This is a genomic window from Noviherbaspirillum sp. Root189 (genome assembly GCF_001428545.1).
Lineage (GTDB): Bacteria > Pseudomonadota > Gammaproteobacteria > Burkholderiales > Burkholderiaceae_D > Noviherbaspirillum.
In genome coordinates this window covers 1-12,884 of sequence record NZ_LMHZ01000019.1, presented here as the reverse complement: position 1 = coordinate 12,884, position 12,884 = coordinate 1, and the positions used below count along the sequence as shown (strand labels likewise).

The following is a 12,884-nucleotide window of genomic DNA, read 5'->3' as shown; positions in this document are numbered from 1 at the left end:
AACTGCAGCAGATGCACTCATACAGCAGTCCCCCTCCCGCAGTAAATGCACCCCTGCAGCAGGCTCGCCAGTGAAGGAGATGCGCAATACCCCCACAGCAGATGCTGCGGTACCCCTGCAGGAGACGCGCAGCCCCCCGCAGGAGGTGCCGTCTAACCGTAAAGAACCGTCAAAGGAACCGTCAGGGAACCATCAAAAGAAGTCGCGTGACCGCGACGCTGTACTTGGCTTGGACGACTTGGTTGTGGATGGCGTAGACAAACAGCACGCGAGGGATTGGCTGACACTTCGCAAGGCCAAGCGCCTCCCACTTACGCCGAGCGCCTGGGATGCCATCAAGGCAGAGGCCACGAAGATCGACATGACTGCCGCAGAAGCGGTGGCCTGCGCTGTCAGCTCGAGCTGGGCTGGATTCAAAGCCAAGTGGGTCAACGACGCAGTAGGCGGTGGCCAAAAGCCGCATGCTACGTGGACATTAAACAACGCCGATGAGAACTCCAAGGCTAAGGCCCTGCTATTCGGCGGCAACAAGGGAGAGGTAATCGATGTCTGAGAATGACTACGACGAGTTCGCGACGCTGCTGGACGCGGTATACGCGCTGCATGGGAAGAACCTGAACGCTCCGGCCAAAGCGCTGTTCTTCCGTGCCATGGAAACTTTCCCGTTGGAGACCATACGGGTCGCCATGAACGCCCATGTCCGCGACGCGCAGCGGGGGCAATTCCCGCCGAAGCCGGCCGACCTGATGGCGCAGATAGAGGGCCACGCTGCCAACGATGGTCGACCGGGCGCCGATGAAGCATGGGCGATTGCGCTTCGTAGCCGCGATGAGGGCGAAACGGTTGAAATAACGTTGGAAATCATGGAGGCATTCACCAGTGCCCGCCCAGTGCTTGCACTTGGCGACAAAGTGGGATCCCGTAAGACCTTCATAGAAGTCTACAGCCGCCTGGTCGCGGAGGCACGTAGCGCTGGACGAGCCGTCCAATGGACTTTGTCGCTTGGCTGGGATGAGTCACGACGTGAGATGCCAGTACGCGCTGCCGTAGCAGCTGGTCGCTTGCCGGCGTCTACTGCCGCCACGCTACTTCCACCGCCGCAAGACTCTGGATCGATGGGCAGTGCAACGGCCACCAATATTGCGAGACTCAAGGCAGAGTTGGCCAAGTTGACACCGGCGTTTGAGAGATTGCGTCACGCCACCGAAGCTAAATCTGGCGCCGAGCGCGAGCGCCTTGCCGAGGCAAAAAAAATCACGGCCAGGAAGGTCCAGCAATACGGACTGGGTGCGTGCGCCAGGGACTCTCCTTCGCGGCAAAGACTCCTGCCGTCTATTATGGAGTGATTAGATAGTACGGGTCGAATTGCCACGCAGGTGATAGCAACTATGGATATTGTGAACGTTGAGCGATTGACTAGCAAAATTGTAGTCGAAGTCGTCATAGCAGAGCAGCCCTGCAGTGCTGCTCTGCGGCCCATACGCCATTCTCATCTGCATTGGGTACCAACCATGGCCGGCTGGACTTCGTAATCTACCAAGAGTGCACCAGGCCATCGGAGCTCGATGATTCGCTCTGCCTCATCTCGGCCGCTACAGTAGTCTAACTCCAGCAGTAGAACATCTCCTTTGAAGTCAACTAGACAGACTGCTCGATGCAGTTGTGTCGCGGCGAGTCGAGGCGGCCCACCCTTAGCGTTAGCTCCTATCCGGAGTTCGCGCTGTCGGTTATAGCAGGACACGCAGATCATCCCGCCGAGGAGGCGGAAGGTAACGTTACTGCATCGCGTACAACGTCTTGCCGGCTCTACTCCCCGATAAGGATGGCCATTCCGATCTCGTTTTTTCGGCAGTTGTGGCGCACACTCCAAGACATGTAATTTCCCAATAGGGCAGCGCGCACACTGAATTGCCGCCTTAGTAGCAACGTTTTTGGAGCAGGCTTCTGGCGTTAGCTTCGCCCATAGAGGTTCGCATCTGAAAAATCGGGCGCCCGGATAGCCAGGATATTCATCGTAAGAAACCTGCACGGTGATTACACTCTTTTGTGTGTTATGACACGAACAGGTTCGAGTCACGACCAAGAATGGGTGGCTTATCAGTGGTGCATTCTTCAGTTTCTCAATTACTTTTTTACTGCAATGCCGACAACCAAACATGCATCTTTCCGTGCGAATGATGCATTTTGCAGTGACACGCAGTACCAATCCCTCTTTGACAATCAATGGGTGCGACGCTTTATCACCCATCAGATTTTCAAGTTGGCAGCGACAACCGTCAACTACATACGCGGTTGTCGACAACCACGACGATATGCCTTCCGCCGTCAGTAGTATTGCCGGATATAGCTATAAGCCTTCTCGAATAGCTCTTCATCCGCGTGTAGCTTGTACTTAAAGAGAGCTTTACGCAGCGCCTTTTTCACTTCACGTTCACCGGCCTGCGTCTCTTGCCACCCGGGGAAGCGGACCAACCGCACGATCTCATCGATGTCGGCAACCACGCGCTCGACAATGATCGGTGTCTCGGATGTCTTGACTTCGTTGAACAGCTCGGTCAAAGCTGCCACGCCACGAGTCTCATCTTCCTCGGGCGGCACTTCCTTTTCAGCTTGTAGAGTTTCCTTGGCAATTTCCAGCAACTGCTTGAGAAACTCCACGCTGTTAATCTGCCCCGACTCGAACCGATCCTTGAGCGCATCAAGCCGCTCGGAAAGTTGCCTGAATTTCGGGTTGCCTTGGTGCTTGCGCATCCGGCGCGCCAGCTTTATCTCAATTTCCTTTGCCTTTTTCGGGTCAGGATTCGATAAAACTGCTTCCAGTAAGTCGGCATCTAGCACCAAAGTGTCAAGGTCATCGCGTACTGCATCAACATGCACATTCTGATGAATCAGTTCAATCGTCTTGGCACCAAGCGAATGCCAGATCAGCTTGCCGTGGCCACTGGACGGTTGCACCGACTGATACACCTGCGACAGCCACTTATAGTCCTTCTCGAAGGGCCCGAGCACCGCGTCCGGCGACAGCGCTTCCCATATCTTATTGAGCACGCTGTATTCGGCCGCAAAGTTGTCCCGTACCTCGTTGTTGGGTAAGCACTGCTGCGCGGCGATCAGCCCTTCGTAGCCCTGCTGAGAGCGGTCGCAACCATGGAAGAACGCTAGGCATTTTTGCATCGCTTCGGGCAGCTTTTCCTTCAGCTCCTGTATGTTGCTGACCACCTGTTTCACGCTCTGATCGTCAAATTCAAGCGCCGCTGCCACGTCGTCGAAGATGCCGAGGTAGTCCACGATCAGCCCGTGGGTCTTTTGCTCAGAGTAGGTCCGGTTCACCCGGCAAATAGCCTGCAACAGCGTGTGGTCACGCAGCGGCTTGTCTAGGTACATGGCCTGCAGGATCGGTGCGTCGAAGCCGGTCAGCAGCTTGGCGGTAACGATGATCAGTTTGAGCGGGTCGGCAGGGTCACGGAAGCGATCGAGCAGGCGCTCTTCTTCGTCGCGGCTGCGGTCGTAGGGCGCGTACTCAGGGTGCTCCTTCTTGTCCGCTGCCTGCACCGACATCACGATGTCCGTGGCCTCGGGTGGTAGCAACTTGTCCAGCTCGGCCTTGAACAGCAGGCATGACTCCCGGTCAAATGTGACGATCTGCCCTTTAAAGCCGTTGGGCTCCACCTTGGACTGGAAGTGCTCGACGATGTCCTCGCAAACCTTGCGGATGCGCTCGGGTGTCTTGACTAGCACGGCCATCTTTGCGGCGGTCTTGGCGAGGTTGTCCTTGTCCAGGTCCGAGAGGCCGCCGGTCAGGTCTTTGTACGCGGCATCCAGCGCCGCCTTGTCGATGTGCAGGTCAATCAGTCGGGGCTCGAAGTGCAGCTTCAGCGTGGCACCGTCGCGGATTGACTCCTCGAAGCCGTACCGGCTCATGTAGCCCTTCACGTCTTCGTCGGCGCCGAAGGCGTAGAAGGTGTTGCGGTCGGCACGGTTGATCGGCGTGCCGGTCAGGCCGAACAGAAACGCATTGGGCATGGCTTCCCGCATCTTACGGCCCAGATCACCTTCTTGGGTGCGGTGGGCCTCGTCGACCAGGGCGATGATGTTGCTGCGGTCGTTTAGGCTGCCCGTGGCCTCACCGAACTTGTAGATCGTGGTGATGATGATCTTGCGCACATCCTGCGCCAGCAACTGCTGCAGCTTCTCGCGGCTGTCCGCCTTTTCCAGATTGGGAATGTCCGCCCCGGTGAACGTGCCCGTGATCTGGCTGTCGAGGTCGATCCGGTCTACCACGATCAGCACTGTGGGATTCTTCAATCCTGCGTGCATGCGCAGCTTCTGCGCGGCAAACACCATCAGTAGTGACTTGCCCGAACCCTGGAAGTGCCAGATCAGCCCTTTCCTGGGGTAACCCGCCAGGACGCGCTCGACGATCTTGTTGGCCGCTTCAAACTGCTGGTAGCGGCAAATGATCTTGATGCGCTGCTTTTTCTTGTTGGTGGCGAACAGGGTGAAGCTGCCCAGAATATCCAGCACTACATGCGGGCGCAGCATGCTCTCGGCCGACAGCTTGAGCGACTTTAGCGGGTGGAGCTGACTATCGTCGCCATCACCATCCAGATGCCAAGGGCCCCAGTCCTTGACCGGCAGGCCGATGGAACCATAGTGGTAGGCCTTGCCCTCGGTGGCCACCGAGAACACGTTGCAAACGAACAGCTCTGGCACGAACTTCTCATAGTCGTCGTGCACCTGCACCGCGCCATCGACCCAGCTGATGCACTTCTTAACCGGCGTCTTGGCCTCGATCAGTACCAGCGGCAGACCGTTCACCAACAGCACCAGATCAGCCCGACGTTCTGTAGGGCCAGCACGGTAGGTGTACTGCTGGGTGACGACGTAATGGTTCTGTGACAGGTCATCCAAGTCGATCAACCGCACCGGCACATGCTCATTGTTGTGGCCGAAGGGCATCGAGCGCTCACCACGCATCCACGCCGTCATTTCCTCATTGGCGCGGATCAGACCATCCGAGCGCACCGACAGCACGATGGCGCGCAGCTTGTAGAGCACTTCATCGGCGCGGTCGGGTTGAGCGGCAATCTCGGGGTTCAGGCGAATCAACGCATCGCGCAGCCAAGGTTCGACCAGCACTTCCTGAATCTGACGCGGCACCTCAGCAGGGGCGGCGTAGCGCCAGCCGATGCCTTTGGGGCTGGGGCCGTAGCTGGCTTGAGGCTTCTGGGAGGTGTTGGCCGGGACAGCCTTGATTGGGCCGGCAAGCAGATCGCGGACGTAGGCTTCAACAGTGTTGGATTCAGTGAAGCTCACTGTTAGTTCTCCCCAAGTGATTTTTTCAGAAGGGCGCGTTTCATAGCGGCCGAAACACGTTCGCGTTCTTCAAGCGCTTTTCTGGTCAAGTCCGTTTGGCGTAGCAATTGATCAACATCGAATTGCTGTTTTTCACTCAGAACAACCATTGGTCCCGCCAGAAATTTTTCTTGCGAAATGTTCTTCGCCTCTGTGCCTGAACAGAGTGCTTCAATGTATGACCGAAACTTGGGCAGCTTAGTCCAAGCCAACACGAATCTTTTCGGTGGCGCATCGCTCTCGAAATTGAGTCGCCATGTCTTGTCGCTGAGCATTAGGTTGCTCGGGGTGTTTTCCACAATGCAAGTTCGCGCAACACCTTGCGGCTGAGCGTTTGCTCTCGTCACAAGAAAGTCGCCAGGCTGTACGGTGGCATCGACTACGAAGTCATCAGAATCTAGTAGCGCCTTATTCTCATCAGGGCAATACCCTTGGGAACCGACTGCACTAACTTTAAGAACACCGAACTCGTTAGGCTCTGCCGGCAGGGAGGATGCTTTGGGGCTTTTCCCTGCTTCAATGCGCTTGACGATACTCTTCATGGTCGCCATTTGCCAATCTCCCTCGTTGCCGAGAATTGATTGAATGGCGGACCGCTCTAGATTCCCAAGACTCGAACGAGTGGATTGGATTTGATATATGTACTCGTCTGCAGAGGCGAGCAGGAAGGCAATCCTTTCCTGCTCTCCCAGTGGAGGGAGCAAAAACTCATAACTTGCCAAACTCGTCCAGTTGGTGCGGGGGCTCAATGAGCCAGCTGATGTGCCCACAGCATGATCAAAAAAGGCATCGGTCTGGCAAATGAATGGCAACAACTCCGGCAACAATGCCTGCGCGTCCTTGGTCTCCAACACGTAGATGTCCCCAGAACACACACCGGAGAAATCCGCCAGGGCCACCTTGCGCTGGTATGCGCGTCGCTTGCCGAAGAGCACTTGCCCAGCTTGAAACACGCTGGTGAAGGTCACGCCGTCAGCGACACTGCCCCAACTGCGGATGCGCAAGTCCCCTGGTTCGAGGTGTTCCAGACCGACGTAGCGTTCAATGCCATCGGTCAGCGGATCTTGGCTGCGGGCTTTCGAGAGGCGCACCACGTCGCCGAATTTCACCCGTCGCCAGCGGGGCTTCAGGGTTTTATTGTTTTTGTCAGACACGCTTGATGTCCTCCGTAATCAGTCCATCCAGAGTTTCCACCAGCGCGTCCATCTGTTGCCAAAAGGCACGGCCATCGGTCTGGCACTGATCCCAGGCTGAGCGCAGCGATACCGCGTTCCCATTGCTGTCGGTGGCGATGGCGGCGGCAATGCGCTTCACGTACAGTGGGATCGAGAGATTGCCCGCATTGGCGCCGACTTCGGCCAGGGTGGCGACCCTGGCGAAACTGGGCACATCCACAAAGGTCTTGTAAGCGCTCAGGATGCGCTGCTGGTGCTCGGGCTTCAGAAAGCTCTGAGCACGTTCCCGGGCGACCTCGTTCACCGCGTCGATGAAGATCACCTTGCCCTTGCGAGCGGCGGCCTTCTTGCGGTTGCAGATGACGATGCACGACTCCATCGGGGAGTTGTAGAACAGGTTCGGCCCCAAGCCGATGACGGCCTCGACCCAGTCCTGCTCGACCATCTTGGCGCGCATGGCCTGTTCTTCGTTACGGAACAGCACGCCGTGCGGCCAAAGCACGGCACTACGACCTTTGGCGGTGAGACTGGTTAGGATGTGCTGCTGGAAGGCGTAGTCGGCACGGCCTTGCGGCGGCGTGCCCAGCGAGTTTCGGCCCCATTTGTCGCTGCTCCAGGCCTCGCGATTCCACTGTTTAATGGAGTACGGCGGGTTGGCCAGGATCACATCGAACTGGCGCAAACGGTCGCCTTCGATGTGCTTCGGTTCGGCCAGGGTGTCACCCCGAATGATTTCGAAGTCCTCGACTCCGTGCAGGAACAGGTTCATGCGGGCGATGGACGAGGTGATGAGGTTGCGTTCCTGCCCGTAGAGCTTGAGCGTGCGGTACTCGCCACCCGAGCGCTTCACTTCGTCCAGCGCCGAGATCAACATGCCGCCGGTGCCGCACGTGGGGTCATAGATCGACTCGCCCGCCTGCGGCGCCAGAAGTTGCGTCATCAGGTGCACAACGGTGCGGTTGGTGTAGAACTCGGCGGCTGTGTGGCCTGAGTCGTCGGCGAACTTCTTGATCAGGTATTCGTAGGCATTGCCTAGCTCGTCTTCGGGAACGTTAGCCACCGAGAGTGTCTGCGTCGAGAAGTGCTCGATCAGGTTTTTCAGCGTTTCGTCGGGCAGGCGCTCACGGTTTGTCCAAGGGGCATCGCCGAAGATGCCATCGAGCAGATCCGGGTTGGCGGTCTCGATGGCGCGCATGGCCTTCTGAATGGCTGCACCCACGTTCTTCGGCGTCTGACGCACATCGTTCCAGTGTGCGCCAGTAGTAATCTGGAAGCGATGGTTCTCAGCGAACTGTGCATAGGAGAGGTCCCCATTGGAGCTGGCTAGCGCCGCTTGGTACTCCTCGTCCCAGACATCCGAGACGCGCTTGTAAAACAGCAACGGGAAGATGAACTGCTTGTAGTCACCGGCGTCAATGAGGCCGCGCAGCAGCACCGCTGCACCCCAAAGGTAGCTTTCCAGTGCTTGTTGGCTGATGCGGCTCATAACTCATCCCCTGCCAACCAAGCATCAACGGAAACGAAGGTATTCTGCTCTCGAACCCTGATTACATGGTTCCACGTGCTACCAACAAGGGCGAAAACGATCAATGCACTTCCTCCATCAATAAAATCTTCGTCAAGCACGTAATGCACCTTCAAATTACAGGGGCTGAAAAAGCCAATTGGCGAGTTGCAGGCGATATCCCGAAGTACATTGCGATTCGACTCGCTCAGGCATTGCTCAACAGCCAGCCAACGCGCATTACTCAACGCAACTCGCCTGACAAATCCGCCCTCTTCGTTTGAACTGCAAATTTGTGCAAGAAAGGCCGTCAATCGCTCTATGCAATCGGTCGGATTTTTTGCATCACTATCTGTCATTTTAGCCATCCATCTTCGGTCATAACCTGCGCAAGCCGTTCTTCGGCCTCGCGACAGCGGGCCAGCGCCTCCTTGAATGCCGCGATAGCGTCAGACAGTGGCGGGATGTCTTCCTGCAGCGGCGGCAGTACATAACGCGAGATGTTCAGCGTCCAGTCCTCTGCTTTGATCTCGTCGAGGCTGACCACCCGGACCGTATACTGCACATCGTTGAAACCGCGATACCAACTGAGGATTTCGGCAGCGTGCTCAGGCTCCAGGTAGTTTTGCGCCCGACCTCGGCGGAACAAACGTGACGCATCGGCGATCAGCACCTTCTTCTTGTTCTTAGTCGACTTGCGCTTACGCAGCACCAGGATGCACGCGGCGAGCCCTGTGCCGTAGAACAAATTGGGCGCCAGACCGACGACGGCCTCGACCAGATCCATTTCCAGGAGTTTTTGCCGGATACTACCCTCCACACCTTTGCGGAAAAGGGCGCCCTGGGGTAGCACCACGGCCATCCGGCCGGTCACATCGGCCATTGACTTGACCATGTGCTGCACCCACGCGAAGTCACCGCTGGAGGACGGCGGTAGGCCGGCAAAGTTGCGGCCAAAGGGGTCGTTCAGCCACAAGTCTTCGCCCCACTTTTCCAGCGAAAACGGTGGATTGGCGATCACGCAGTCGAAGGTGGCCAGTCGGTCGCCCTCGAAGAAGGCCGGGTTGCGCAGGGTGTCGCCGCGCACCACTTGGAAGTCCTCGATGCCATGCAGGAACAAATTCATCCGCGCGATGGATGAAGTGGTGAGGTTTTTTTCCTGCCCATACAGCTTCCCCCACAGCCGCTTGACGTCGCCGTGCATCTCTTTGACATGCTGTACGGCGGCCAGCAACATGCCACCAGTCCCACAGGCTGGGTCGTAGATGGTCTCGGCTTCCTTGGGATCGAGCATGTCGATCATCAACCGCACAATACTTCGTGGGGTATAAAACTCGCCGGCCTTCTTGTTGGTGGCGTCGGCGAACTTCTTGATCAAGTATTCGTAAGCGTCGCCGAGCAGGTCCGAGTTGACGTTCTTGTTGCCAAACGGCAGCTTGGAGAAGTGCTCGATCAGGTCCTTGAGCAAGGCATCCGACAGTCGGTCCTTGTTCGACCACTGTGCGTCGCCGAACACACCATATAGTGTTTCCGGGTTTGCCTTTTCTATCTCGCGCATGGCACGCTGCAGTGCTGCTCCGACGTTGCTCCCCTTGGTGCGGACATCGTTCCAGTGGCAGTCTTCCGGAATCTGAAAGCGGTGCGACTCGGGGAACCAAGCTAGCTGCTCGTCGCCGGTGTCATCGACAATCTCTTGATATTCCTCGTCCCAGACGTCGCAGATGCGCTTAAAGAACAGCAGCGGGAAAATGTAGGTCTTGAAGTCAGCAGCATCCACCGGACCGCGCAGAATGTTGGCGGATTCCCAGAGATGACCTTCAAGTTGACTCAACGAGACTTGATATGCGCTCATTCTTTAATTTCCTTGGTTTTCAGTTCTGGCGAGCGATAGCCAGGTGCCAATACGGCGTTTTTTACACCATAGAGCGCGAGAGGGTCTTTCAACCAGAGACGGTATTCAGGCCCGCGGAGTGTATGGTCAGGAGAGCAGTCGACACTCCATTTGCGTAGAACATAGCCAGCGGTGGCTGCGCGCAATTTAAGGGGCAGCACGCCTTCCGGCATTCCATAGTCCAGTAGGGTTATTTCCGGACGTGGCTGATCGGGGTGCGGAACCAGTTCCAATTCGACAATGCGGGTCCACTGAATGTCTTGGTCAGATCGTTCGTGAGGTGCGACCAAGTCGCCTTTCATAACAAAGGGATCTTGAATTCGAGTTAAAACAAAGTCGCGGAATTCATTAGACTTGCGGTCAAATGCTCGAACGTGCCAACGGAGGCCCGTGTCTAGCAGCGCAAAGGGGATAATTTCTCGCTCGCTTTGGCCGTTTTCGACAGAGTGATATCTGATCCTCAAAGGACACTTCTGGCTGATGGCACGGGTTACCTTGGCCAGCGTACTCAAGTCTGGTTGACCCAACTTGCTCGATATGTCACAGGTAATACCAGTACGGGAGTGTATTGGTTCGCCGTCACCAAAACCTTCAGCCAGCCAGGTCAAGACACGTTCGGCCGAAAAACTAAATAGGGGCGCGAAGGCGGCACCGATAACGTATGTTTTTGAACTGTTGTCGTACTCAATGTTTGACGGCGCCAGTTCTCTGTAAAGTCCCAAGTCGCGTGTCGCGGCGGCCGTCTGAATGCCGAAGCGCGCGGCCAAGTCCTGCCGGCGAATTTCGCCCACAAACCAAAGCCGAAGTTCGATATATGCCATTCGGTCGCGCTGGACGTGCCCGAGTTTTTCCAAGCGATTCGCGCTCATCTTCAATAACTCGCCTTTTCCTTGGGGCATTTGTTGAACCAAGGAATTATAAGCAAATCATTGTCAGGCGTCGACCGGATCATAAAAATAAAAGATTACGATCAAAATGATTATGATTGCAGTATGATAATAAATTCCTAAAGGAAATCAAATCATGTGGCTCATTACTCCAATTGGATTCTTCAGTGTCGTACAAAAGCCGGGTGACAAGCAAAGCGGCACGCTGACTGTGCGCGCCAGCGTCAAAGGCGACTTGACTGCACTTAAACAGCATTATCTTCCGGGGCTTTGCGCAATCCAGGAAAGTAAGGACACGGATTATCGCTTTAGGGCACAAGCTCCGCGAGCAGAAGTATCGGCCGCAATGGCGCGTCTCATGGAGGATCTTGACTATAGTAACTTCAAGTCAGAAGTCGCAAAGAGGCAGGGGCATAAGCGGTCCATCCTTTATCACGATGTCCGGGACGTTCTTTATAAGTTACAAACCGACCCCGCGTTTGTCGAAGTGGAACAGGCTGCTGACAGCTTTGGCGGCGTAGTCATCAGCGGAGGTGGAAAGGTTTTGCTGCGCGAACCGACTAAACATCATGGCGGCTATGCATGGACATTTGCTAAGACTCGGGCAAAGGCTGGCGAGTCGCCTCGGGACGCAGCCATCCGTGCCGTTCGTGAAAAGACAGGGTATGAAGTACGTATTCGAATCAGCGTGCCGGGGCTCTTCGGGAGCGTGTCTTCCAGCTCGAACTTCTATGTAATGGATGCCAAGCATCCTCCTGCCAAACCGAATTGGCAAACGAACAGAATGCGCTGGGTTAGTTTTAACGAGGCACGCGATCTAATCCGGCAGTCCCTTAACGTTGAAGGGCGTGACAGGGACCTCGCTATTCTTCACGCTGCAGAAAAAGTAGTTGGCGCCATTCCTTACAGTGAGCATCCGAATGTCCAGCCAGAAGACTGGTACGACCTCCAGGTTATGCCGGAGCGGCATGTGGTTCTTTACCCAAAGCTCCGGTTCACACCTGAAGAGATGGAAAACATCGAACGCGGCTTCTATCCCACCGTAATGGAGCAGAAGTGGTTCATTTACTTCACTGGCACACGGTTGCGCATGCATCGAAGCTGGACCGGCATACTGTACTTTGACGTTGGTTTTTCCTTCGACAACGAAGGTGGAGCTTGGGTAACCGACGTCATTGTAAATCGGGAAGTCCACAGCCCTGATCATGAAGACTCGGATGAAGAAGATCTGAAACTACTGGAGGACCTCATTCGGTACCGCCTGCTTGAGCCGCTCACCGAGCCAGCGGTAGACGGTATGGTCAAGGCATTGACAGTGGCAACCAAGCCAAACTATCTCGGCTCACCGGAGGTCGTTTCTGGCCTGATCAAAGAAATTTTCGACGTAGTAGTCCGGACACTGGCCAAGGAAGCGGACGGAAAGGATTTCGATGCCGCTACCGCGAAGATAGTCAGCGCCTTCACGAACGAATCCTCGGGTTACACGTGCCTACCGGGCTGGACCAGCGCACAGCAAATGGGCTCGGCCATTAAGAAGTACATGGCTTCCATGGTGCTGTTCGACGGCGACGAGAGCTTGGCCGAGATTCTGACCGTTGGCATTTCTGTCCTGACCTCGAAGCTACAGGAGATACTTTTTGATTTCTTCAAGGACCCGATGGCGAACTGGGAAAAGGACGCACTGCCACAACTTAACGCCGTTCACCAATTTGTGGTCGCCGTTCTGCTGGGCACCAATACGTTGGCCTATGGCGAAAAGGTGCTAGAAGGCTTCAAGTGGCAATCCATAAGGGGGAACGGGTCCGACGAACAACTCATCCTCGAGGTTGGCTGCGAGGGCGGATCACTGAAGGTATTCGGAATTCAATCCAATAAGTTGTGGAGGTTTAGAGTAGAGGCGGATGAGTCTATATTAATTGAAACACTCGATGGAGAAGTCCTATGCGATTCGATTGAAATGAATCGCCCCCAGTATCCTAGACACTAGCGAGCCGTTCGAAGTATTGCTTCTCGTAGTCTACCGGTGATAGGTGGTTGTTGTAACCATGCCGGCGCCTTGAGTTATAAAACAT

At 55.9% G+C, this 12,884-nt stretch carries 9 protein-coding genes; 3 read left to right on the top strand and 6 right to left on the bottom strand.

From position 1 onward, the window contains the following. Nucleotides 1-79 precede the first annotated feature (79 nt). Both ASE07_RS29740 and ASE07_RS13030 read left to right on the top strand, forming a co-directional pair. Nucleotides 80-553 (top strand): hypothetical protein, encoded by a 474-nt coding sequence (locus tag ASE07_RS29740; RefSeq protein WP_235548464.1) that lies wholly within the window; start codon nt 80-82, stop codon nt 551-553. Continuing rightward, the gene (locus ASE07_RS13030; RefSeq protein ID WP_057291269.1) at nt 546-1,346 is read left to right on the top strand and encodes a hypothetical protein; all 801 of its coding nucleotides are present in this window, start codon (nt 546-548) and stop codon (nt 1,344-1,346) included. Before ASE07_RS29740 ends, ASE07_RS13030 begins: the two co-directional genes overlap by 8 nt. A 979-nt stretch (nt 1,347-2,325) precedes the next feature. Here the strand turns inward: ASE07_RS13030 and ASE07_RS13025 are convergent. From ASE07_RS13025 to ASE07_RS13000, 6 genes are read right to left on the bottom strand one after another with little or no spacing between them, the layout of a single operon-like run. Next, nucleotides 2,326-5,316, bottom strand: coding sequence for a type I restriction endonuclease subunit R (locus ASE07_RS13025; RefSeq protein ID WP_057291268.1), 2,991 nt, complete (start codon nt 5,314-5,316; stop codon nt 2,326-2,328). Between the two features lie 2 nt (nt 5,317-5,318). After that, a complete protein-coding gene (locus ASE07_RS28065) occupies nt 5,319-6,509 on the bottom strand; it encodes a restriction endonuclease subunit S (protein WP_082584125.1) in 1,191 nt (396 codons plus the stop codon). Further along, on the bottom strand, nt 6,502-8,016 hold the full coding sequence (locus tag ASE07_RS13015) for a type I restriction-modification system subunit M (protein WP_057291267.1): 1,515 nt from the start codon (nt 8,014-8,016) through the stop codon (nt 6,502-6,504). Before ASE07_RS13015 ends, ASE07_RS28065 begins: the two co-directional genes overlap by 8 nt. Continuing rightward, on the bottom strand, nt 8,013-8,393 hold the full coding sequence (locus tag ASE07_RS13010) for a hypothetical protein (protein WP_057291266.1): 381 nt from the start codon (nt 8,391-8,393) through the stop codon (nt 8,013-8,015). Before ASE07_RS13010 ends, ASE07_RS13015 begins: the two co-directional genes overlap by 4 nt. Beyond that, entirely contained in the window at nt 8,390-9,886 is a 1,497-nt protein-coding gene (locus tag ASE07_RS13005; protein ID WP_057291265.1) for a type I restriction-modification system subunit M, read from the bottom strand. The genes ASE07_RS13010 and ASE07_RS13005 overlap by 4 nt, the downstream gene beginning before the upstream one ends. Further along, the gene (locus ASE07_RS13000; protein ID WP_057291322.1) at nt 9,883-10,794 is read right to left on the bottom strand and encodes a helix-turn-helix transcriptional regulator; all 912 of its coding nucleotides are present in this window, start codon (nt 10,792-10,794) and stop codon (nt 9,883-9,885) included. Before ASE07_RS13000 ends, ASE07_RS13005 begins: the two co-directional genes overlap by 4 nt. Nucleotides 10,795-10,948: 154 nt before the next feature. Here ASE07_RS13000 and ASE07_RS12995 point away from each other — a divergent pair, with 154 nt between their 5' ends. After that, on the top strand, nt 10,949-12,799 hold the full coding sequence (locus tag ASE07_RS12995) for an NUDIX hydrolase (protein WP_057291264.1): 1,851 nt from the start codon (nt 10,949-10,951) through the stop codon (nt 12,797-12,799). Nucleotides 12,800-12,884 lie beyond the last annotated feature (85 nt).